This is a genomic window from Pedobacter sp. 01N310, from assembly GCF_056399805.1.
In genome coordinates this window covers 178,168-199,995 of record NZ_JBFTSB010000002.1, presented here as the reverse complement: position 1 = coordinate 199,995, position 21,828 = coordinate 178,168, and the positions used below count along the sequence as shown (strand labels likewise).

Below are 21,828 nucleotides of genomic sequence, written 5' to 3'. Positions count from 1 at the left end.
GAGAAGGATTGAATTAGAGCTGACTGATTTAGCCGGTTAAACAACATTCACTCATTCAAAACTCAGTCATTCAATAATTAATTAAAATATATGTCAAAAATTGTATGGATTACAGGTGCATCATCAGGTATTGGAGAGGCCTTGGTATATGAATATTTTAAAGCTGGCAATAAACTGATCATCTCAGGAAGAAATCGTGACGAACTATTCCGTGTAAAAGGAAACTGCCAAAATTCTTTTAATGTACATGTTTTACCATTCGATTTGAGCGAAACAGCTACACTTGAAAACAAAGCTGCCGATGCCATCCGTATTTTTGGAAAAATAGATTTACTGATCAATAGCGGCGGCGTAAGTCAGCGGAGTTTAGCGCTCGAAACCAACCTGCAAACAGAACAACAGATTATGGACACCAATTTCTGGGGAACAGTTGTACTGAGCAAAGCAGTTTTACCTTTGATGATCGCTAACGGTGGTGGACAGATAGTTGTAATTAGTAGCCTTGTTGGAAAATTCGGCACGAAATTCCGCTCTACTTATGCGGCCTCAAAACATGCGCTGCATGGTTATTTCGATTCGCTCCGATCGGAAGTTTACGATAAAAACATCGATATTACCATCATCTGTCCAGGTTTTATCAAAACAAATGTTACCTACAACGCACTTACGGGAGATGGTAACCCACTTAATAAGATGGGCGATGCACATGAAAATGCCATGACACCTGCCGAATGTGCAAAACAAATTGTACAAGCTGTTAAAAATAAAAAGGAAGAGGTTTATATTGGCGGAAAAGAAACCAGAGCAGTATTATTGAAACGCTTTTTCCCTAAGCTTTTTTCTAAAAAGGTAAGAACGGCGAAAGTGAACTAGCACTGCGTTTTGAGGTTGGCGTTAAGCGTGATCCACCAAGTTTAAAAGGATGCGATTTAGGGGCGAGCCCAATTGATCTAAACCTGGTTGAAGCGATATCCTTTTGGCGCTCATTCTGAGCGGAGTCGAAGAACAGCCAAAAGATTTAGCGAAAAACGGGGCTAGCCCACCCGAAGAACCACCACCGCACCTTTACAAATTAAAAAAAATAAAAATTTAAATCATTAACAATCAACACATTAAAAATTATTTTTTATTTCTAAAAACCAAGTATCTGTAAGCTATCGTAAATGGAATCAAATAACAGAAACTTAAAAATTAGAAATAATGAAAAATTTAATCTTAACCGCATTTGCCGTAATTACCATGGCATTCACTACTCAAGTTTACGCTCAAAAAAATCCAATGGTTGGTGGCGCAGCCATGTATTCGACTAAGGATATTGTAGATAATGCTGTAAATTCAAAAGACCACACTACACTGGTTGCAGCAGTAAAAGCCGCAGGTTTGGTTGAAACTTTAAAAAGTGCTGGCCCTTTCACTGTTTTTGCACCAACAAATGCTGCATTTGATAAACTTCCTGCCGGAACTGTTGACAATCTGGTTAAACCAGAAAATAAAGCAACGCTTACTACTATTTTAACTTATCATGTTGTTGCCGGTAAAATGGATAGCAAAGCAATTGCAAAAGCAATTAAAGCTGGTGGCGGCAAAGCTGAACTTACCACAGTACAAGGTGGTAAACTTTGGGCCTGGATGGAAGGTAAAAAATTAGTGCTAAAAGATGAAAAAGGCGGAATGAGCACTGTAACCATTGCAGATGTTTACCAAAAAAATGGCGTGATCCATGTAATCGATACTGTTTTAATGCCGAAATAATATTTAAAAGATATCCTTATTAAAAACTTACATCACCTCCTGTGTGATTTTCATATTAACGTTCTTACTTAACAGTAAGGACGTTTTTTATTTAATTGTCAGCTGTTTATAAAGTTTTAGTTTTTACAAAGGTTACTATTCTTACAACTTTGTTTTACACTTAACTTTACAGCGTAAATTTGACGACTTTATGAAAGCAAACTACCGCGAAAAATACATGCAGTGGAATGAAGAACTTGCAGTTAAAAGAGCGAGCAGAGCGCTAGAAAAGAATTTACCAAAATAGATAATTATAGAATGAGAGAATTACCTCCCACATACAAACATTCTCTCATTCAAACACTCACTCATTAAATACATGCATCCTAACATTATAAAAATCCAGGAAAGAATAGAGCCGCTTAGGCAAGAAATCATTAACCACAAAGTTTATTCGGCCATTAGTGAAATAGAAGATCTCCGGATTTTTATGGAACACCACATTTTCGCCGTTTGGGATTTTATGTCGTTGCTTAAAGCCCTACAAATTAATTTAACCTGTACTACTTTGCCATGGTTCCCCGTAGGCGATCCTGTTACCCGGCAATTGATCAATGAAATTGTGGCCGGTGAAGAATCGGATGTGGATGCCAATGGAGCGATTAAAAGCCACTTCGAGTTATATTTAGATGCTATGGATCAATGCGGTGCCAACACCAAACCCATCAATATCTTTTTACAGGAACTAAAAAGCGGGAAAAGTTTTAATGAGGCTTTCACGAAAGCGAGTGTTCCTGCAGCGGCAAAGGATTTTGTAAATGCGACTTTCGAAACCATAAACAGTGGAAAAACACATTTACAGGCCGCAAGTTTTACCTTTGGCCGCGAGGATTTAATTCCAAACATGTTTTTTAGCATGGTAAATGACCTGAACAGTACCCAGGCTGATAAAGTTTCGGTCTTTAAATATTACCTGGAGCGCCATATCGAAGTAGATGGCGATCACCATAGCCATTTGGCACTCTCTATGATGGAGAAGCTCTGTGAAAAAAATGAAGCCTTTTGGGCCGAAGCAGAAGAGACTACAATACTAGCCTTGCAGAAAAGGATCGACCTGTGGGACGCTGCATATACCGAAATTGTTAAAAATAAAGTTGAGGCGTAATTATTAAATTGTTAAGTATTTACTAATTTTAGATTACGTGATTTTAGTCACATTTACCTGTTAACATCAATTTTGTAAAATAAAATTTACACATTTGTTGTTCGGCACAAATAACCGATTTTAAGCGCATGAGTTTCATTTTAAAACCTGTTGATATCGTTGAGAGCATCACTCCCGAAGATTTTAAGAAAAATTATCTGAAAACTAAACGTCCGTTAGTAATCAGGGGCCTAACCAAAGACTGGCCTGCCAGAGAAAAATGGACGACTGAATATTTAAAGGAAATTGGTGGCGAACTCGAAGTTCCACTTTACGATAACTCTAAAGCCGATCCATCTAAACCGATCAATGCAGCTACGGCGCATATGAAATTTGGCGATTACCTTGACCTGATCAAACGTGAGCCAACTGAACTGCGTATATTCTTTTTTAACCTGTTTAAAAAAGTACCAAGTTTAATCAATGATGTAAAAATCCCAAAAGATTTAATGGGTGGTTTTATCGAAAGTATGCCTGCTATGTTTTTTGGCGGTTCTAACTCGGTAACCTTTTTACATTATGATATCGATTTACCGCATATTTTCCATACACACTTCGGTGGTAGAAAGCACATTGTTCTTTTCGACAACAAATGGAAAGACAGACTGTATTGCCTGCCAAATGCAACTTATGCTTTAGAAGATTATGATGTGGCCAACCCCGATTTCGAAAAATTCCCGGCACTGAATGGTGTAGAAGGTTATGAAGTTTTCCTGGAGCATGGCGATACTTTATTTATGCCAACCGGAATGTGGCACTGGATGAAATACCTGGATGGATCGTTCTCTTTAAGTTTAAGAGCCTGGGATCAATCAATTACGCGCAAAGTAGCCAGCGTTTGGAGCTTATTTACCCACGGTGCGATAGACAGTTTAATCAAAATGACTTTTAAAGAAAAATACGCCCACTGGAGAGAGAAAAAAGCAGTTAAAATTGCCGAAAGGGCTTTAGCCAAAGGCAGACCATAGAAAAGTATTGAAAAAGTAAAATACAACGGGGCATCGGTTACGATAGCCCCGTTTTTGTTATTATTGCGCTTAAACACCTGAAATTAAAAATCAGACACCTAAGATGGAAAACAATATCCTTAGCGAAAAAGAAAAAATGCTGGCTGGCAAAGCCTATCTGGCTGGCGGCGAAGAACTATCAAAAGAAAGATTAAAAGCGCGTGAAATTGTTTTCGAGTTTAATAACCTAGCGCCAAAATTTATCAAACAACGAAAAGAGTTATTAAAAAGGTTATTCGGGAAAACAGAGCGGATGTTTTATGTGGAACCTCCATTTAGATGCGATTATGGCTACAACATCGAAATTGGCGATAATTTTTACGCAAATTTTAACCTTGTTATTTTAGATTGCGCCAAGGTACGCATTGGCAATAGCGTTTTTATTGCACCAAATGTGGCTATTTATACCGCAGGCCATCCTATTCATGCACATTTACGCGATCAGGAATATGAATGGGCACAGGAAGTGACCATTGGCAACAGTGTTTGGATCGGTGGAAATGTAGTGATTAATCCAGGGGTAAAAATCGGATCTAATGTGGTCATCGGATCAGGTAGTATTGTAACCAGGGATATTCCTGATAATGTTTTTGCCGCAGGAAATCCATGTAGGGTAATCCGCCAGTTAACAGATGCAGATAAGGATTATTATTATAAGGATTTTAAGCTGGGGGAGTAATAATTGTCCCGATTTGCAATCGGGATGCATGAAAGTGGCGATTTCATCGCCATTAAATTTATTCTAGAGGCTGTATTATAAACCTAGTTTCATTAGGTTTGTCACGTTGAGCTTGTCGAAACGCCTTATACGGGCTATGGCAGGTCCTTCGACAAGCTCAGGATGACAATTCTATAAGCTTATTGCATTACGATTCCCAATCAAGTTGAGAATGACGATTTGATCAAAACCTTCCATCCTTAGCTGCTATGATCAGCAACTACTTTCCATTCGCCCTTAATTTTTTTAATTAACAAGGTAAAATATCCTTTAAGTTCATCTTTTTCGCGTTTAACATTCCAACTGCCCAATATAAAAGCCAGATCAGGCTTTAAAAAATCGACCTTTTTAATTCCAAACACCAAAAAACCCATTGCCGATTTATCCGGATAGCCCTTCTTATAATTATCCAATGTTTTCTGCCAGCCATAAGTTGGCCCGTTTTTACCTACAAAAAGTAAACTATCCGATTTTTCATAACCCTGCATAAAGGCTTCAACATCGCCTTTGTTCCAATCCGTGCGTTGCTTTTCGAGTAAATTAAGTATGGCTTGTTTATCATTTGCATTTTGAGCAAAAGCGCTAAAAGAAGTTAAAAACAATGCAATTACAAGTATTCTTTTCATGGTTATTTAAGTTGAGGTAAAAATTAAAGATAAGAAACAAATTATTTTGTTCCATGCGTAAAAATTCTTTATTTACATATCTATAAATCTCCTATGCAAAATAAAGTAATCACAATTGGCGAAATACTCTGGGATGTTTTCCCAGAGGGTAAAAAAGCTGGCGGCTCGAGCATGAACGTTGCGCTTAATTTGCATAAACAAAGTATAGATAGCAGTTTTATTAGCGCAATTGGTGATGATGAAAATGGAAAAGAGCTATTTGATTTTCTAGCCAGCAGTCATTTTGCAACTGATTTGATTCAGGTAAACACCGAGTTACCAACCAGTACGGTTGTTGTGCGGTTGGATGAAAACCATCAGGCCACTTATACGATTAAACAACCTGTAGCATGGGATGACATCAAAATCAACGATAAAAACATAGCCGCCGTAAAACAGGCAGATGCATTGGTATATTGCAGCTTAACCTGTAGAGCGGAAGAATCTAAAAAAACTATCCTTACGCTCTTAGAAAATGCAAAGACTAAAATCTTTGACATAAACCTCCGTGCTCCTTTTTATACAAAAGAATTAATTGGAACGCTTTTGGCAAAAGCGGATATCCTAAAAATAAATGAAGATGAAATTTTATGGGTGAAAGAAGCGTTTGCTTTAACTGGCAATACCGATGAGCAACTTTTAAAGCAACTTTCCAGTCAGTTTAACATTGAAATCATCTGTCTCACACTTGGTGATAAAGGCGCCTGTGTGTTAAAAGATGGCAAGTTGTTTAAACATGCTGGTTACAAAGTACAAGTGGCCGATACAGTTGGTGCCGGTGATGCCTTTTTAGCCACATTTATTGCCTGTTACCTACAAGGTTACCCTATGGAGACCACATTAGATAACGCCTGCAAAGTTGGGGCATTTGTAGCCTCTCAGCCTGGCGCAAATCCAGAGTACAATAAAAAGATTTATCATATGGCCTTGGGGTAAGCCTTCGTAGACCTCGCAGGTTTTAAAAACCTGCGAGGTCTACCCTAAAACGGTGGGTTTTGCGTTAGGGATTGTAAGGGTTCAGTACCGATTAAGCATCTGTTTTTATTTAATTACGGTATGCTTGCTTGTTTCACAGGTCTTTATCGGTACCGAAGCGAAGCGCAGCCCTGAAAAGCCCGCCCCTTTCCCGTTTTTCACGGGATTGGGAAACGCCCAGATCAGTTTGACAGTTTTAAATTGGCAATTTGCAGTTCAATCTGCTTTGGTCTTTTACCTTTCTGCTTTGTTCCAAATATGACACCGCGCTTAAATTAATACAAAGCGAAACTTTTATCTTCGATAAATCGTTAATACAAGCACATGAGAGGTTTTCGTTTTTCTGATTATAAGCCGGGCGATACGCCAAAGGGTGGGTTTGATGAGTTGCTGAAATTATTTAGCGAACTGCTGAATTATACAGCTGGAGATGCAGCAGAGGCTTTAAGCTGGCTGAACGAGCTCGACAAACAATATAAACTAACCAATAACGATTACGGCATTGGTAATTTTATCGACGATCTGAAAGACAAAGGTTATCTTACGGAAGACAATCAATCTGGGGAATTTAAAATTACAGCCAAAACCGAACAGACTATCCGCAAATCGGCCCTTGATGAAATTTTCGGGAAACTAAAAAAGTCAGGACGGGGAAATCACAACAGTAACCAATCAGGAGTTGGTGAAGAAAAAAATGCCGATAGACGCGAATACAGCTTTGGGGATAGTTTGGATCAGATTGATATGACGGCTTCTATCCACAATGCGCAGATTAACCATGGGATTGGTGATTTCACCTTAACCGATCGCGATCTGGAAGTAGAGGAAAAGGATTTTAAAACCTTAACATCTACCGTATTGATGATCGATATTTCGCACTCGATGATCTTATATGGCGAAGACCGGATTACCCCTGCAAAAAAAGTTGCGATGGCTTTGGCCGAGCTGATTAAAACGAAATACCCTAAAGATACTTTAGACATTGTGGTTTTCGGAAATGACGCCTGGCCAATTAGCGTGAAAGACCTACCTTATTTACAGGTTGGTCCTTACCATACCAATACTTATGCGGGATTAGAATTGGCTGCTGATTTACTCCGTCGCAGGAAAACGCATAATAAGCAGATTTTCATGATTACCGACGGAAAACCAACCTGCTTAAAAGAAAATGGCAAATACTATAAAAACAGTATGGGTTTGGATAGGAAGGTAATTAATAAAACCTTAAACATGGCTGCCCAATGTAAGCGCCTGAAGATCCCGATTACTACATTTATGATTGCCAAAGACCCTTACCTGCAACAGTTTGTGCGCCAGTTTACAGAAATTAATGGCGGCAGGGCTTTTTATAGCTCATTAAATGGCTTGGGCGAATACATTTTTGAAGATTACATTAAAAACAGACGTAAGACGGTTAAATAAGGTAGAGGGCAAAAGGTGGAAGGTTTAAGGTAAAACCTAAAGCCGAAAAGACCTATTTAACGAGTCTTAGAAACATTTAAACAAGGGAAGATTTAGCGATTGATGTTGCGTGCTGCAACCTTAAACCCTAAACCTTAAACCTTAAACCCATTTTAAAAGATGCAAAACACCACATTAGGCGAATTAAAAACCACAGGATATAAATCGAGATCTGTAAAGGAAGAGCTTAGGGAAAATCTGATTAAAGTTCTCCGCGATAAAAAAACCGATTTTGAGGGCATTATCGGCTATGATGAAACGGTGATTCCTGAATTGCAAACGGCCATTTTATCGCGCCACAATATTTTACTTTTAGGTTTGCGTGGGCAGGCTAAAACACGGATTGCCCGTTTAATGGTAAACCTATTGGATGAATATGTACCATACGTGGCCGGGAGTGAAATTTTTGATGATCCGTTGAACCCGATTTCTTGGTATGCTAAAAACGAAATTGCCATAAAAGGAGATGATACCGGAATTGCCTGGTTGCACCGTAGCGAAAGGTATACCGAAAAACTGGCCACGCCCGACGTTACTGTTGCCGATTTAATTGGCGATGTTGACCCCATTAAAGCCGCAACATTGAAATTAACCTATAATGATGAGCGTGTAATCCACTTTGGATTAATTCCGCGTGCACACCGCAGCATTTTCGTGATTAATGAGCTTCCGGATTTACAGGCCCGTATCCAGGTGGCATTATTTAACATGCTGCAGGAGAAAGATATCCAGATCCGTGGTTTTAAACTCCGTTTACCCCTGGATATTCAGTTTGTATTTACCGCAAACCCTGAAGATTACACCAACCGTGGAAGCATTGTTACACCTTTGAAAGATAGGATTGAAAGTCAGATTTTGACGCACTATCCTAAAACCATCGAAATTTCGCGCAAAATTACTTTTCAAGAGGCAAAATTAACCACCGATCAAAAAGCCAATATTGAGGCCGATGGTTTGGTAAAGGATTTAATCGAGCAGATTGCTTTTGAGGCACGTAAAAGTGAATATATCGATCAGAAATCGGGTGTTTCAGCCAGATTAACCATTTCGGCTTATGAAAATTTAATCAGCACGGCTGAAAGAAGAATGCTGATTGCAGACGAGAAAAATACTTTTGTACGTTTATCTGACCTTGCAGGAATTATCCCGGCAATAACCGGTAAAATAGAACTGGTTTACGAAGGCGAACTGGAAGGGCCAGCGCATGTAGCTACAACCTTAATCGGTAAAGCGGTTAAAACGTTGTTTGCGCGTTACTTCCCTGATCCTGAAAAAGCAAAGAAAAGTAAAACGGCCAATCCTTATACCGAAGTAACTGAATGGTTTACGGAAGGCAACAATGTAGATGTTACCGATGCTTTAACCAATGCACAGTATAAAAAAGCGCTGATGCTGGTCCCAAGTTTATACGATCTGGTAAAGAAGTTTCATCCTAAATTAAGCGAAAATCAAACTTTATTGTTAATGGAGTTCGTATTGCATGGTTTAGCTGAATATTCGCAATTAAGCAAAAATTATTTAAATGGCGGCTTCGGTTTCTCTGATATGTTTGGCAGTTTATTTAACGCCGAATTTGACGAAGAAGAGGACGAAGACGATTTCAGATAAAATCAATGGAGTTTAACGGATATCTTTTATCGCTAAGGTTAAAACAAGAGAACCTTCCTAATGGGTATCCGTTTAATATTCCATGCTTAAAATCTTTTGAAAAGTTAGACTTCCATCCTAATGTTACATTTTTTACTGGCGAAAACGGGGTTGGAAAATCGACCCTGATTGAAGCTATTGCAGTTTATCTTGGTTTCAATGCAGAGGGTGGCAGTAAAAACTTCAACTTTAGAACTTCAGAAACACATTCAGTTTTGCATAGTTATTTAGCGATAACTAAAAGTTTTAAACAAATTAAGGATGGTTTCTTTTTAAGGGGAGAAAGTTTTTATAATGTTGCTAGTGAGGTTGATAAATTGCAAGCGATAGAATCATATGGGCATATTTCCTTACACGAACAATCGCACGGGGAATCGTTTTGGTCACTATTTACGAACCGATTTTGGGGCAATGGTGTTTATATCCTCGATGAGCCCGAATCGGCGCTTTCTGCTACTAAACAAATAGCCATGTTATCCAAAATTAATAATCTGGTAAACAAAAATGCCCAATTCATTATAGCCACACACTCTCCGATCTTATTATCCTACCCCAATGCCTGGATATACGAAATGTCGGGAAATAAAATAGCTAAGGTTAAATATGAGGAATCGGAAGTTTACAGGGTTTACAAAGCCTTTTTAGATCATCCTCAACGAATATTAAATAATATATTTACTTCAAATACTTAATTTAGACGGGTCAAAAGAACCTGTCTTATTTTTTAATTTAACCCGAATAACCCGATCGTATGGGAAGACTACCTTTCATCATTGCCGCCTGCATATTCATCATTGCTTTTGATATTTATTGTTACAAAGCCATAATCGCTGTTTTTAAAAAATGGAAACCGACCACTAAAAAAGTATTCGCTATTGCCTATTGGAGTTATAGCCTACTCTTAATTTTCGGCGTTTTCTGCGGCATTTACCTCAACCTTTTCCTTACGTTAAGAGCTATTATTTTGGTTGCCTTCTTTTTAACCGTTGCCTGTAAACTGGCTATGCTTCCATTTTTGATCTTGGATGATTTACGAAGGTTATTCATTAAATTTTTCAGGAGGAACAAAAAAAGTGAAGTTTCTACAGCACAAAATACAACAGCAGAACCCATTTCACGCTCTGAGTTTTTGGTTAAGGCCGGATTGGTGGCAGCAGCAGTACCCTTAACTTCATTAAGCTGGGGCATTATTTCTGGCGCATACGATTATCAGGTACGACGGGTAAATTTAATCCTCCCTAACCTACCCAAAGCTTTCGACGGCATTACCATGGGGCAGATTTCGGATATCCACTCTGGAAGCTTTTACAATAAAACAGCCGTAAAGGGCGGTGTAGAAATGCTATTGGGCGAGAAACCCGATTTCGTTTTTTTCACCGGCGATTTAGTGAATAACCTTACCAACGAGGTAAGAGATTATCAGGATATATTTTCGAAAGTAAAAGCACCTCTAGGTGTATATTCAACATTGGGAAACCACGATTATGGTGATTATTTTTTTGGCAAAGAATCTTCTCCTGCCAAGGTAAAAAACCTGAAAGATATGGTTGATGTGCATAAAGTAATGGGATACGATTTACTAATGAACGAAAACCGGAGATTAAAAGTAGATGGAGAAGAAATCGGGATTTTAGGTATTGAAAACTGGGGAATGGGCCGCTTCCCTAAATATGGAAAAATGGAGCTTGCAGTTCAGCATACAGACGATTTACCGGTTAAACTTTTGCTTAGTCACGATCCTTCGCACTGGCGTGGAGAGGTTTTAAAGAAATATCCACAAATAGATGCGATGTTTAGCGGACACACCCACGGAATGCAGTTTGGCGTTCGTTTCAAAGAGGTTCAATGGAGCCCGGTGCAATACATTTACAAAGAATGGGCGGGTTTGTACCAGGAGCAAAAACAACAGCTTTATGTTAATGTGGGCTATGGCTTTTTAGGTTATCCGGGCAGGGTTGGTATTTTACCTGAGATTACAATATTTACTTTGAAGAGGGCTTAGACTAAACATGAGTGAGTTTTGAATGAGTGAGTTTTGAATGATTGAATGAGAGAATATCGGCATCAGGCCTAAAACATTCGCTAATTCAATCATTCTCTCATTCAAGAATTATATTTATCCCGCGTTAAAGCGATAACCTACCCCCCTAACAGTTTGTAATAACTGCGGATTATCAGGGTTCAATTCTATCTTCTTACGTAAACGCACAATATGCATATCAAGCGTTCTTGTATTCACATCAGAGTTGTAGCCCCACACCACCAACATCAATTCATCACGGTTGATAACTTTACCTGGGTTGCGCAAGAAATAAAGGAGGATACGGTTTTCCAATATCGTTAACTCGATCTTCTTTCCATCCCTAAACAACGTGTGGATGTTTGGATGATGTTCCATATTACCAAAACGGTGAATTTCGGCCGTATCTTTATTCACAATAAATTTCACCTTACTCTCCAACATCGCAACCAAAACATCCATATTAAATGGTTTGGTAATATAATCAGATGCACCAAAGTTATAGGCGTCAATTTTATCAACATCCTGCGCTTTAGCAGTCATCATAATGATCAGGTTTTCGAATCCTTGCTTGCGCACATTCTCACAAACTTCGGCACCCTGTTTACCCGGCATCATCCAATCCAATAAAACAATATCAGGCTGATCGGCAACAATCATTCTTTCACCAGCTTCGCCATCATTTGCTTCAAGCACAGTATAACCTTCAGCCTTTAAACGGTGGGCCACAAGAAAGCGAAGATTTTCATCATCTTCTACAATTAATATTTTTACTTCTTTTGACATTTGTATGTGTGTTTTATATGCGGTTGTAATGTTGAAACGCTGTAATGTTTAAAGGGTTAAACTCAACTTTACAACCTTCCAACTCCTAAAATTTAACTATTATAAGGCAGCACAATCTTAAATTCAGTACCACTTCCTACTTTACTTTTTACAGAGATTTCTCCCTCCATAAAGTTAACCAGTTCTTTGCAGAATGCCAAACCCAGGCCTACACTGCCCATTTGGTTATATTCATTCTGTATCCTGAAAAACTTCTTAAATATATTGTTTAATTCTGATGCTGCGATACCTATTCCCTTATCGGCAAACCGAAAAACCAGCACCCCTTTAATCAACTTTGCACTAATGTGTAATTTTTTCTGTTCTGGTTTCGAATATTTGTAGGCATTCTCTGCCAGATTATCGAATAAACTCCCCAATAATACCGGATCGGTAATAAAGGTTTTAAAGCCCACCACCTCGTAGGTAATATTAAAATCGGGATGTTTTAATGTATGCGATTCGATGGTACTTTCAATAAAATCTACAATATTAACTTCTTCCTGATTCAGCTTAATCGCCTTATTTTCAATCTGCGTAAAGGCCAGTAATTTGTTCATTAAGCCATTCAGCTTGTCGGCTTCTTCATCCAGTATCTTGCCATAAAGTTGCTGTTCCCTCTGGCTTAATGTAGTAGCACTTTTAATATTGTTTCCCGCAATCTTAATCACGCTGACGGGCGTTTTAAACTCATGCGTAAGGTTATTCACAAAATCGTACTGCAGCTTAAACATTTTGCTATTGATATTCAGGTTACGGTAAATCAAAAAAGCAACCAATAAAAGTACGCCGTATACCAATAAAAGCACCAGGGCGATCGGCATGAAGTAAATAAAAATTTCTTTCTTGATGTAAGATCTTGATGAAATAAGGTAGAGTTTAAAATCAGAAAATGCGCCCGGCAGAGCAATTTCGGTATTAATATTTTCGTCAGAAGTATCAATCGGATCGTAAGTCAACGGCTCAATCCTGATCGTTTGGTACAACAATGGCCTGGTATTGATGATCTTTATTTTATGTGCATCGAGATTAAAAACCAGTACATCCTGTTGATAAACAGGCGCTGGATTTAACTTCCGTCTGATCATATCTTTATAGGCCCTTAAATCTTCCCGACGCGGAATATTTAAATAGGTGATTTTATTTTCATTCGAGTTAACGATAGAAAAATTAGTAAACAATTCCTCTTGTGTAGGTACCGATGCTGTATCCAGATCCTCAACAAAAGTGGCAAGTTTTATGGCTATTGCATTAAAATCGCTCCCCACATTAAAAGATCTGGTATCATCTTCTGAATATAATTTTACCGAATCGGGTTTAACACCTTTGCCAAACTGAAAAATAGATTTAGGGCCAATACCTAAGTGGTTTGCGTTGATCCCATCTTTTACGGGAACATTCTTTACCTCTGTATCGTAAAAAGTAACCTTCGAGATAAAAGGATATTTTAACATCACGGTATCTACAAACTTTGCTGCTGTAGAAGAATCTAAAAAGCCACTATAATACGAAATCTCGGGCATTTTATTCTGAAAGAAATCGTTATAAGGCTTAATACTCTGCTCTAGCACGTTTACTTTCTCAGATACAAAATCGTTCTCAATCGATTTCTTGCTGTAGTTAAACGCTAAAAAAAGCGATAGAATAAAAAGAATGGAAATGAGTACAATGAAGGTTATACCGAGCGAGAAATTTTTACGATATCCACTTTTTTTATCTAAGGCCATACCCTATTTCTTACCTAGATTTTCCTGTAAAAATTCTTCTAATGCTTTGTACAGAGCAGTTCTACTTTGTTGACGTACTATAGGGTTTGGACCTTCTTCCTTTTCGATATAGGTAACCTGAACATTCCGTTTTTTCAGCTCTTTAATAAACTGAACACCTTCCGCTACATTAACACGAGGATCTTTAGGATTCTGTGCTATAAACACAGGCGCTTTAAACCGGTCGGCATGGAAAACAGGTGATGCAAACCGCATATAATCGGTATCTGTTACCGGATTGCCAACAATTTCATAATACATCTGCAAATTCGCTTTTAAAAACGGTGGGATGGTTTTCAGGTAACTAAACAAATTGATTACTCCTGAATTTGATCCACCACATTTATAAAGATCGGGATTTTTATACAAACAATTTAATGCAATATAACCGCCAAAACCATTGCCATAAATGGCGATTTTTTTAGGATTGGCAATTTTTTTGGCAATTAACCATTTTACACCATCGTTAACGTCTTCCTGGATTTTATCGCTCCACTGCTTAAAACCAGCGGCATAAAAAGATTTACCATAGCCGGTAGACCCACGATAGTTTACCTGCAAAACAGCATAACCACGGTTAGCCAAAAATTGAACTTCTGCATTATAGCCCCAACTATTTCTCCCTGCAGGGCCATTATGTGGCAGAACCACTACAGGCAAATTAACAGCCTTTTTATTTTTGGGTAAGGTTAAATAACCGTTAATGGTTAAATTATCCGAACTTTTAAAACAGATTGGTTTCATGACACTCATATCGCCCTGTTTAATAGATGGGCTAATATCAGTTAGTTTTTTAAGTTTATTCTCGCTAACGGTATAGAGATAATAGGAACCCGGATTTTTATCAGTAAATGTTCTTACCACAAAAACCTTGTCCATTTTATCTTTATCCATAATTTTCCATTCGGTACCTGGCAAAAGCCGATCTATTTTGGAATAGGTAATCTTCGTACTGTCATCCAGGTAATATTTTTCCTTTTTCCAGGTTTCGCAGGTTACAAAAAGCATTTTCTTTTGTGGTCGCGAATATTTTGCATCTACTACATTTAAGGTATCGTTTGCAAAAAGCACTTGTTTCTCTTTACCAGTTTTTAAATCGAGTGCCACTAGTGCATTCTTATCCCTATTTACATTTGAAATGACATAAAGTATATTAGGTTGGCTTTCGGAGAAGGCAACTGGCTGTAAAGTGGTTTCGAAATTATTGGTAATTACCGGAGCAAAGGCCTGGTTTTCGTTTTCCCGGTACATTAAAGTTTCGTTCACCCCATCACTCGCTACAGCAATTTTCAACACCCCTCTGTTATCTGTCATCCATTCGGTAATATTGCCGGGGTTTTTAGCTGCAATATCCATTTTACCATTCCGAACATTTAAGCGGTAAACATCGAAAACTGTCGAATCGCGTTTATTGGATGCAACAATAATGTATTTATCATCAATCAACTGATCTTCTATTACCCTCAACCTGTTTTTCTCGTTTGCACTCAGCTGAACCTGCTTGCTTCCATCTTTATTGATCACGAAAATATCCGATTTACGCTCTTTAGATTCATCTTCAGTATAATAAATCAACTCGTTATTGCTGGTCCAGAAATGAAAACTAATATTCTTCCCATTCAAATGGGTTAACTGAAGACTATTTCCAGTAGCAAGATCTTCAACAAAAAGATCAAGTTTTTTATCATGAAGCTTTAAATAAGAAAGACTTTTCCCGTCCGGAGAAATGCGATAATAGGCTTTATCCTGCGTTTTAAAAAAGTCGTCCACAGGAATAGTATCATTGTTAGCGCCTTTACAGGCCCAGATCAATGCAACCATTAACAATAGAAAAATCTTTTTTAGCATAAATAAATCCTTTACGGGATGACAAAAATAAGTATCATAACAACTTAACTGCGATTTACACCAACAATGTTACTTATGCAATCAATAATAAGTCGTGGTTCAATTTAGTATTTATAAAATACCTACAAAATAAAATACAGGTAACATTTAAAATACGTTTAATATCAATTGATGCTTTAGCTAAAGATGTATTAAAATGTTACATTTAAAACTTATAATTTAGGGTTTATGAACCGCTTGCTTTTCATCATATTCTTATTTCTATCTCTTTGGGCCAACGCACAAATCTTCCGTCCCAATCAACAGATTGCACCTGATGAAAGTAGCCTGGCCATTCAATACTATAATGATGGTGATTATGAAAAAGCAGTTGTGCTACTGGAAAAACTTTATGCCATACCCAATAACGAAGCCTATTTCGACATTTACTTTAATACATTGGTTAAACTGAAGCGTTATGACGTTGCGGAGAAAGTGGTTAAAAGGGAAATAAAAAAAAATCCACAGGGTGATGTTTATCCAATAGCATTGGGCAAACTTTATCAAGAGAAGGGTGATGTACAAGCGGCAAACAAGATTTTTACCGATGTTATTAATAAACTTCCGAAAGATGAATTTAAGATCAGGAATTTAGCCAATAGTTTTTATCGTTTTGAAAATTATGAATTTGCGGTTCAAACTTTTAAGCAGGGAAGAAAACTGTTGGGCAACGATCAACTCTTTGCCTTTGAGCTATTAAATATCTACCGTTTTAAAAAGGATAAGCCCATGCTCATGCAAGAGTACCTTGATGCCATGGGCACCATGCCGCAGCTTTTACCGCAGGCTGAAGCCGTACTGGCATCTATTTTTGAGGACAAAAACGATTACCAAACCTTTCAGGCAGCCATTTTAAGGAAAATACAGAAAGAGCCCGATGCCGAAATTTATATTCAGTTACTTACCTGGAACTATATTCAACAACAGGAATTTGATATGGCCCTGCGCCAACTAATTGCATACGATAAACGCACCAAAGCTGATGGAGGTACCTTGTTTAATGCCATTTATACATTTGTTGACAATGGCGCATACGAAACAGCGATTAAAGCTTACGATTACCTGTTAACTAAAGGAAAAGATAACCAGTATTATCTTCCTTCAAAAATAGAAATGCTCAATACCAAGTATAACCTGCGCACCAACGGGAAATATACAGTAGCCGACCTTGATCTGTTAGCGAAAGATTATCAGGCCTTACTGGACGAAAACGGCAAGAACAGAAACACACTTTTCGCGATAAAAAAACTCGCAAACTTGCAGGCTTACTATTTAAATCAACCCAGTAGTGCAGAAAAAGAACTGGAAGAAGCCATAAAAATGCCTGGCATTAACGATCAGGAGTTAGGCCAACTGAAACTCGATTTAGGCGATATTTATATTTTAACCAACCAACCCTGGGAAGCTTTTTTAGTGTACGAGCAAGTGAGCAAACAATTTGAGGGGCAACCCGTAGGAAATGAAGCACGCTTCAGGAGCGCAAAACTTTCCTTTTATCAGGGTAATTTCGAATACAGCAATGGCCAATGCTTAGTTTTAAAGGCTGCGACTTCACAACTCATTGCAAACGATGCGCTGAATCTGAGTCTACTGATTAACGATAATATTCAAACCCCTGCTGATAGCAACGCACTAAAAATGTATGCCGATGCAGAGATGCTTTTATTCAGAAACCTCCCTGAACGAGCAGTTAAAAAAATGGATAGTATTGCGATAGCGTTTCCACAAAATAGCCTAACCGACGCGATAATGATGAGTAAAGCAAGAATTCTCATCAAAGCCAACGATTTCCAAAAGGCAGCCGATATCTTGAAAAAGGTAACTGAAGATTTTAAAGATGGGATTTGGACAGACGATGCACTTTTTACATTGGGCGATCTTTATGAAAAGAAATTGAACGACATTGCGCAGGCCAAAATCTATTTCCAGAAACTTATTACGGATTACCCGGGGAGCATGTTCAGTGCCGAAGCCAGGAAAAGGTTTAGGAATTTACGCGGAGATGGAGTTTGATTAGTTCAATGGTTCATTAGTCATTAGTGCGTTCGTAATGGTTAATCGGTTAATTGTTGTAACTGGTTAATTGCCCCACACCCTCAACGCCAAACGCTATAACGTTTCCAGTCCCAAACCACAACGTTCCATTCTACCGCGCTGTGATCTGTATAAGTATGAATAACCTCGAAACCAATACGTTTATGTGCATTCATTGACCGTAAATTGATGCTTGCAATTTCGGTGATTGCGAAATCGTATTTAGATTTAAAATAATCTTTATAAGCCCCATAACATTGATCGAACAAACCTTTACCACGATAAGCCTGACTAACGCACACCTGCCCTACAACGATATAGGAATAAGAAGAAATGGATTTACCGTGATATTGCATGTGATCGAAACTTTCGTACATTTCAACCAATCTTGGGATATCATTTTTAGATTCCTCAGTCATTGCTAACACATAAGCCACTACCAATTCTTCATCTTTTGCAATAATGTTGGGTTCGTGCCGATGCATCTTTTCCAGATCATCAAGCGAATGCGAAACGGTAACAAAGCCTTCTTCTTTTATTTGTTCTGGAGTTAAATCTTTCTTTAAGTTTTGCTTTTGAAGCTCAAGAATGCCTTCAAGCTCTTTTGTAGTAGAAGATTTGGTAATGACAATCATTTCTGGATATGGATGGCTTAGGCATCTAATGCAATAATAGTTAAGGTTAGCAACAAAACGAAGCAAATTGCTGCCAAAATTAAAATTCTGGCGCCATGCTGCCTATCGGTTAGTGAATAAGAAAAAACCTTTTCGCCAGTATTTAATGTTCTCTTTTTCTTCATTAAATCCCAACCAATCATCAGCCCTAAAATGCCGCCGAAAATTGCAGTTAGGTACCCAGTATAAATATAATTACGTGTGGAATTGTCTATTTTTTGAGAGTCGTTAGTTCGTATCATGCTTAAAAACAATGGGATTCGTCAAATTTAACAGATTGACACCACTTTAAAGAATAAAATCCATTATCATCAATTTTTTAACATTTATATATTATTTACCTTTGTGCCATGTTTTTATATAATGTTACGCTCATCCTTGATGATGCAGCAGCCGAAGAGTGGTTACAGTGGATGCAAGATGTTCATATCCCTGAAGTGATGGCTACGGGTATGTTTATTTCCAACCGTTTATTAAAGGTTGTAGACTCACCGAACGAAGGGGTAACCTATTGCGCACAGTACGTTGCCGAAACATTAGATCATTACAATAAATACCAGGAAATATTTGCACCTGCTTTACAGGCTGAACTAAACGAAAGATACAAAAACCGCTTTGTGGCATATAGGAGTTTGATGGAGTTCGTTGGCTAAGCCAAAAGAATGATTGAATGCTATTAAATACCCTTCATTCACTCAGTCAAAATTCAATCACTCAATAATTCACTTAAGCTTCTCATTATTCTTGTGCCTATCTGCATCGCGGATGCTCTTTTTTTCAAGGTTCTTTTCTAATCAATCACTCAATAATTCACTTAAGCTTCTCATTATTCTTGTGCCTATCTGCATCGCGGATGCTCTTTTTTTCAAGGTTCTTTTCTAAAGCATCGGTAAGGTTTATGCCTGTTTGATTAGCCAGACAGATTAAAACGAACATCACGTCGGCCATTTCATCGGCGAGGTTTACCTCTTCGTCGCTTTTTTTAAATGACTGCTCGCCGTATTTACGGGCCATAATACGGGCTACTTCTCCAACCTCTTCCATCAAAATGGCGGTATTAGTGAGTTCGTTAAAATAGCGGATGCCTGTGGTTTTAATCCAATGGTCTACGGTTTCCTGTGCTTCGTTAATGGTCATGTTTTTCTTCTTCTATTTCTGATTTTATAATGCTGCTCACTTTGATATTGGCACCTTCGAGCAAAAACACACCTGCACCTTCTTCTCTCACATAAGGTGTTTTTATTTCCCCAATTTTGGTAATCTTGACAAAAAATGGCTGCTCTCTCTTACGCTGAGGATCTTCATCGTTCCATTCGGTGATCATAATTAAATCCTTGATCGGTTTATCCATTTTAAACCAATAAAGATAATCGGCATTGTACGATACCGCATTTATATTTTTATATTTTGAATAATAGTTAATCGCACCTGCTTGGCCATAATTATCGGCACGTACCAATACGGTAGATTTATCTTTAACCTTCCCGTAAGCAACATCAACAAGTGTTGCCAATTCTTTCCAGCCCTGCATATCGGCATAATCTTGTGGCAGCTGGTGGTTTCTCCCGTCTTCCCATCGCAAGGCACCTACCCGTTCAAATCTCTTATGATGTGCTACAATTTCATCAGGACTATAAACTGGCATAATAAGCGGTATCAAATAAATGAATGAGCCAATATTAAAAGCAAACAGTAATCCCGTTAGTACATATTTCTTTGCTAAAACCCGACTTAAATAATGCGCACCAAAAGCCAGTAAAACCGGATATAAGCCTAATGCATAATAATCTTTTGCCTTAAAATAGCTAAATACAATAAGTGTAAACAGGTAGGAGAGAATAATCCATCTGTATTTGCTGAAATCCTTATAAAAAATCAGGCTGCCAATGCCTGCTAAAAGAATAAAGATCGAATTGATAAAAAAGAGGAACTGTCCGATAAAAAAATCAATCCGGTTTACATGAACCAATTGAGTTGCCTGTAAAAGTTTCATGTGGGCGAGCACCGGAAAGTGATTGTTAATCTGCCAGATTACATTGGGCGAAATGATTAAAAGCGCCAGTAAAATGGCCAGATAAAGATGTTTATCGGTAAATATTTTTCGTTTTGATGTAATGAGTATAGCTGGTAGTAAACCAATTATGAGAAAAAGGATGTTGTATTTATTTAAAAAACCTAAAGCGACAAAAATGGCAAAGGCATACAGGTATCTGGCTTCGTTTTTATCGAAATATTTTAACAGATAATAGAATATAGCTGTCCACGCCAAAACATCGAAAGAATTGGGCTGGTAAAGGGTATTTAGCCTAAGCATGGCAGAACACAGGCAAGCTACAGCAACCAGGCATTTGGCCAGTAAGTTACCCTTTAAAAAACCGACAATTTTCCAGCAGTACAATATGGTGAAGGCGCCTAATAACGCAGGAACAAGCTTTACCACGAAATATCCATTGCCAAAAGCTTTAATAAGCCATGAAAATAGCGAGGTTAACGGCGGAACAGAGGTGAAACCCGCAGCGAGGTGGTTTGCCTGATCTAAATGCAGAAATTCATCACGGTGCAATTCGTAAACTGAATTGACCAATACAAAAGATAACACTAACTTTAAAATCAGAAAAAACACAAGACAACTGTACTCCGCTAGCTGGTTCGGATTTTTACCCTTCATATTAGCTTAGGTTAAATTTTGGAAATAAATTAATATTGTTTTTTGACAAAAAAAGACTTAATAAGTTACGCCGCTATTGTTTAAATTTAATTATTCCTTATCTTTTGTATCAATCAAAATTGTAACTGGTCCATCGTTTAAAAGTGCGATTTTCATATCAGCACCAAAAATTCCGGTTTTTACTTTTTTACCCAATAAAGCCGATAGCTTTTCAATCATTTTCTCGTAAAGTGGAATCGCCACATCTGGTCGTGCTGCCCTTGTAAAACCTGGACGGTTTCCTTTTTTGGTAGATGCAAATAAGGTAAACTGACTGATCAATAAAATATCTCCGCTCACATCGGCAAGTGCTTTATTCATCATTCCGTTTTCATCTCCAAAAACACGCATACCGATAATTTTCTGTGCTAACCAATCCAAATCCTCTAAAGCATCGGCATCTTCTATGCCTAACAACACTAAAAATCCGGTATCAATCGCTCCCGTAACCTCACCATCAACTGTGCAACTTGCCTGTGTAACTCTTTGTAAAACTGCTCGCATTTT

At 38.0% G+C, this 21,828-nt stretch carries 21 protein-coding genes; 12 read left to right on the top strand and 9 right to left on the bottom strand.

The annotated features are described in order from the left end of the window. Positions 1 to 90 precede the first annotated feature (90 nt). The 5 genes from AC1DNH_RS06435 (at position 91) to AC1DNH_RS06415 (ending at position 4,621) form a co-directional block, all read left to right on the top strand. A complete protein-coding gene (locus AC1DNH_RS06435) occupies positions 91 to 873 on the top strand; it encodes an SDR family oxidoreductase (protein ID WP_477582976.1) in 783 nt (260 codons plus the stop codon). A gap of 327 nt (positions 874 to 1,200) precedes the next feature. Further along, positions 1,201 to 1,752, top strand: a complete 552-nt coding sequence (locus AC1DNH_RS06430) for a fasciclin domain-containing protein (protein ID WP_057931760.1) — start codon at positions 1,201 to 1,203, stop codon at positions 1,750 to 1,752. A 358-nt stretch (positions 1,753 to 2,110) separates the two neighbouring features. After that, positions 2,111 to 2,896 carry a DUF3050 domain-containing protein gene (locus AC1DNH_RS06425; RefSeq protein WP_477611293.1) on the top strand — a complete coding sequence of 262 codons (786 nt, stop codon included), beginning with the start codon at positions 2,111 to 2,113 and terminating at the stop codon, positions 2,894 to 2,896. A gap of 128 nt (positions 2,897 to 3,024) precedes the next feature. Further along, positions 3,025 to 3,903, top strand: a complete 879-nt coding sequence (locus AC1DNH_RS06420; protein ID WP_029274179.1) for a cupin-like domain-containing protein — start codon at positions 3,025 to 3,027, stop codon at positions 3,901 to 3,903. 103 nt (positions 3,904 to 4,006) lie between these two features. Then, positions 4,007 to 4,621 (top strand): sugar O-acetyltransferase, encoded by a 615-nt coding sequence (locus tag AC1DNH_RS06415; RefSeq protein ID WP_477578176.1) that lies wholly within the window; start codon positions 4,007 to 4,009, stop codon positions 4,619 to 4,621. A gap of 239 nt (positions 4,622 to 4,860) precedes the next feature. Here AC1DNH_RS06415 and AC1DNH_RS06410 read toward each other — a convergent pair whose 3' ends face one another. Further along, positions 4,861 to 5,286, bottom strand: a complete 426-nt coding sequence (locus tag AC1DNH_RS06410) for a YybH family protein (protein WP_477578177.1) — start codon at positions 5,284 to 5,286, stop codon at positions 4,861 to 4,863. A 93-nt stretch (positions 5,287 to 5,379) separates the two neighbouring features. Between AC1DNH_RS06410 and AC1DNH_RS06405 the strand changes: the two genes are divergently transcribed. The 5 genes from AC1DNH_RS06405 to AC1DNH_RS06385 all read left to right on the top strand — a co-directional run bounded on the left by AC1DNH_RS06405 (position 5,380) and on the right by AC1DNH_RS06385 (position 11,410). Further along, on the top strand, positions 5,380 to 6,261 hold the full coding sequence (locus AC1DNH_RS06405) for a carbohydrate kinase family protein (protein ID WP_477578179.1): 882 nt from the start codon (positions 5,380 to 5,382) through the stop codon (positions 6,259 to 6,261). A 363-nt stretch (positions 6,262 to 6,624) separates the two neighbouring features. Then, positions 6,625 to 7,722 carry a vWA domain-containing protein gene (locus AC1DNH_RS06400; RefSeq protein ID WP_131030386.1) on the top strand — a complete coding sequence of 366 codons (1,098 nt, stop codon included), beginning with the start codon at positions 6,625 to 6,627 and terminating at the stop codon, positions 7,720 to 7,722. Between the two features lie 159 nt (positions 7,723 to 7,881). Further along, complete coding sequence (locus AC1DNH_RS06395; RefSeq protein ID WP_477609752.1) at positions 7,882 to 9,369, top strand: P-loop NTPase family protein; 1,488 nt, start codon at positions 7,882 to 7,884, stop codon at positions 9,367 to 9,369. A 5-nt stretch (positions 9,370 to 9,374) separates the two neighbouring features. Next, positions 9,375 to 10,100, top strand: coding sequence for an AAA family ATPase (locus tag AC1DNH_RS06390; protein WP_477578183.1), 726 nt, complete (start codon positions 9,375 to 9,377; stop codon positions 10,098 to 10,100). Positions 10,101 to 10,159: 59 nt separating this feature from the next. Next, a complete protein-coding gene (locus tag AC1DNH_RS06385) occupies positions 10,160 to 11,410 on the top strand; it encodes a metallophosphoesterase (protein WP_477578185.1) in 1,251 nt (416 codons plus the stop codon). Between the two features lie 114 nt (positions 11,411 to 11,524). On the opposite strand, the gene AC1DNH_RS06380 is transcribed toward AC1DNH_RS06385, so the two are convergent. The 3 genes from AC1DNH_RS06380 to AC1DNH_RS06370 all read right to left on the bottom strand — a co-directional run bounded on the left by AC1DNH_RS06380 (position 11,525) and on the right by AC1DNH_RS06370 (position 15,867). Further along, entirely contained in the window at positions 11,525 to 12,214 is a 690-nt protein-coding gene (locus tag AC1DNH_RS06380) for a response regulator transcription factor (RefSeq protein WP_029274172.1), read from the bottom strand. Positions 12,215 to 12,306: 92 nt separating this feature from the next. Beyond that, positions 12,307 to 13,980 (bottom strand): sensor histidine kinase, encoded by a 1,674-nt coding sequence (locus AC1DNH_RS06375; RefSeq protein ID WP_477609172.1) that lies wholly within the window; start codon positions 13,978 to 13,980, stop codon positions 12,307 to 12,309. A 3-nt stretch (positions 13,981 to 13,983) separates the two neighbouring features. Continuing rightward, positions 13,984 to 15,867 (bottom strand): S9 family peptidase, encoded by a 1,884-nt coding sequence (locus AC1DNH_RS06370; protein WP_477578189.1) that lies wholly within the window; start codon positions 15,865 to 15,867, stop codon positions 13,984 to 13,986. A gap of 228 nt (positions 15,868 to 16,095) precedes the next feature. Here AC1DNH_RS06370 and AC1DNH_RS06365 point away from each other — a divergent pair, with 228 nt between their 5' ends. Beyond that, positions 16,096 to 17,919, top strand: a complete 1,824-nt coding sequence (locus AC1DNH_RS06365) for a tetratricopeptide repeat protein (RefSeq protein WP_477578191.1) — start codon at positions 16,096 to 16,098, stop codon at positions 17,917 to 17,919. Positions 17,920 to 18,002: 83 nt separating this feature from the next. Here the strand turns inward: AC1DNH_RS06365 and AC1DNH_RS06360 are convergent, their stop codons facing one another. Next, complete coding sequence (locus AC1DNH_RS06360; RefSeq protein ID WP_477578193.1) at positions 18,003 to 18,575, bottom strand: GNAT family N-acetyltransferase; 573 nt, start codon at positions 18,573 to 18,575, stop codon at positions 18,003 to 18,005. Positions 18,576 to 18,592: 17 nt separating this feature from the next. Continuing rightward, positions 18,593 to 18,856, bottom strand: coding sequence for a hypothetical protein (locus tag AC1DNH_RS06355; RefSeq protein ID WP_477578194.1), 264 nt, complete (start codon positions 18,854 to 18,856; stop codon positions 18,593 to 18,595). Positions 18,857 to 18,964: 108 nt separating this feature from the next. On the opposite strand from AC1DNH_RS06355, the gene AC1DNH_RS06350 reads away from it, so the two are divergent. Next, positions 18,965 to 19,267: a DUF4286 family protein gene (locus tag AC1DNH_RS06350; protein ID WP_230144399.1), complete on the top strand. Its 303-nt coding sequence runs from the start codon at positions 18,965 to 18,967 to the stop codon at positions 19,265 to 19,267. Between the two features lie 157 nt (positions 19,268 to 19,424). Here AC1DNH_RS06350 and AC1DNH_RS06345 read toward each other — a convergent pair whose 3' ends face one another. The 3 genes from AC1DNH_RS06345 to dtd all read right to left on the bottom strand — a co-directional run bounded on the left by AC1DNH_RS06345 (position 19,425) and on the right by dtd (position 21,825). Next, positions 19,425 to 19,751, bottom strand: a complete 327-nt coding sequence (locus AC1DNH_RS06345) for a nucleotide pyrophosphohydrolase (protein WP_230144398.1) — start codon at positions 19,749 to 19,751, stop codon at positions 19,425 to 19,427. Further along, the gene (locus AC1DNH_RS06340) at positions 19,741 to 21,282 is read right to left on the bottom strand and encodes a glycosyltransferase family 39 protein (protein WP_477578195.1); all 1,542 of its coding nucleotides are present in this window, start codon (positions 21,280 to 21,282) and stop codon (positions 19,741 to 19,743) included. The genes AC1DNH_RS06345 and AC1DNH_RS06340 overlap by 11 nt, the downstream gene beginning before the upstream one ends. 90 nt (positions 21,283 to 21,372) lie before the next feature. Beyond that, positions 21,373 to 21,825 (bottom strand): D-aminoacyl-tRNA deacylase, encoded by a 453-nt coding sequence (dtd, locus tag AC1DNH_RS06335; protein ID WP_477578197.1) that lies wholly within the window; start codon positions 21,823 to 21,825, stop codon positions 21,373 to 21,375. Positions 21,826 to 21,828: the final 3 nt, after the last annotated feature.

What these genes read in the sequence shown, in the direction of transcription:
- AC1DNH_RS06435 (WP_477582976.1), top strand. Translation starts at nt 91, where the DNA reads ATGTCAAAAATTGTATGGATTACAGGTGCATCATCAGGTATTGGAGAG.
- AC1DNH_RS06430 (WP_057931760.1), top strand. Translation starts at nt 1,201, where the DNA reads ATGAAAAATTTAATCTTAACCGCATTTGCCGTAATTACCATGGCATTC.
- AC1DNH_RS06425 (WP_477611293.1), top strand. Translation starts at nt 2,111, where the DNA reads ATGCATCCTAACATTATAAAAATCCAGGAAAGAATAGAGCCGCTTAGG.
- AC1DNH_RS06420 (WP_029274179.1), top strand. Translation starts at nt 3,025, where the DNA reads ATGAGTTTCATTTTAAAACCTGTTGATATCGTTGAGAGCATCACTCCC.
- AC1DNH_RS06415 (WP_477578176.1), top strand. Translation starts at nt 4,007, where the DNA reads ATGGAAAACAATATCCTTAGCGAAAAAGAAAAAATGCTGGCTGGCAAA.
- AC1DNH_RS06410 (WP_477578177.1), bottom strand. Translation starts at nt 5,286, where the DNA reads ATGAAAAGAATACTTGTAATTGCATTGTTTTTAACTTCTTTTAGCGCT.
- AC1DNH_RS06405 (WP_477578179.1), top strand. Translation starts at nt 5,380, where the DNA reads ATGCAAAATAAAGTAATCACAATTGGCGAAATACTCTGGGATGTTTTC.
- AC1DNH_RS06400 (WP_131030386.1), top strand. Translation starts at nt 6,625, where the DNA reads ATGAGAGGTTTTCGTTTTTCTGATTATAAGCCGGGCGATACGCCAAAG.
- AC1DNH_RS06395 (WP_477609752.1), top strand. Translation starts at nt 7,882, where the DNA reads ATGCAAAACACCACATTAGGCGAATTAAAAACCACAGGATATAAATCG.
- AC1DNH_RS06390 (WP_477578183.1), top strand. Translation starts at nt 9,375, where the DNA reads ATGGAGTTTAACGGATATCTTTTATCGCTAAGGTTAAAACAAGAGAAC.
- AC1DNH_RS06385 (WP_477578185.1), top strand. Translation starts at nt 10,160, where the DNA reads ATGGGAAGACTACCTTTCATCATTGCCGCCTGCATATTCATCATTGCT.
- AC1DNH_RS06380 (WP_029274172.1), bottom strand. Translation starts at nt 12,214, where the DNA reads ATGTCAAAAGAAGTAAAAATATTAATTGTAGAAGATGATGAAAATCTT.
- AC1DNH_RS06375 (WP_477609172.1), bottom strand. Translation starts at nt 13,980, where the DNA reads ATGGCCTTAGATAAAAAAAGTGGATATCGTAAAAATTTCTCGCTCGGT.
- AC1DNH_RS06370 (WP_477578189.1), bottom strand. Translation starts at nt 15,867, where the DNA reads ATGCTAAAAAAGATTTTTCTATTGTTAATGGTTGCATTGATCTGGGCC.
- AC1DNH_RS06365 (WP_477578191.1), top strand. Translation starts at nt 16,096, where the DNA reads ATGAACCGCTTGCTTTTCATCATATTCTTATTTCTATCTCTTTGGGCC.
- AC1DNH_RS06360 (WP_477578193.1), bottom strand. Translation starts at nt 18,575, where the DNA reads ATGATTGTCATTACCAAATCTTCTACTACAAAAGAGCTTGAAGGCATT.
- AC1DNH_RS06355 (WP_477578194.1), bottom strand. Translation starts at nt 18,856, where the DNA reads ATGATACGAACTAACGACTCTCAAAAAATAGACAATTCCACACGTAAT.
- AC1DNH_RS06350 (WP_230144399.1), top strand. Translation starts at nt 18,965, where the DNA reads ATGTTTTTATATAATGTTACGCTCATCCTTGATGATGCAGCAGCCGAA.
- AC1DNH_RS06345 (WP_230144398.1), bottom strand. Translation starts at nt 19,751, where the DNA reads ATGACCATTAACGAAGCACAGGAAACCGTAGACCATTGGATTAAAACC.
- AC1DNH_RS06340 (WP_477578195.1), bottom strand. Translation starts at nt 21,282, where the DNA reads ATGAAGGGTAAAAATCCGAACCAGCTAGCGGAGTACAGTTGTCTTGTG.
- dtd (WP_477578197.1), bottom strand. Translation starts at nt 21,825, where the DNA reads ATGCGAGCAGTTTTACAAAGAGTTACACAGGCAAGTTGCACAGTTGAT.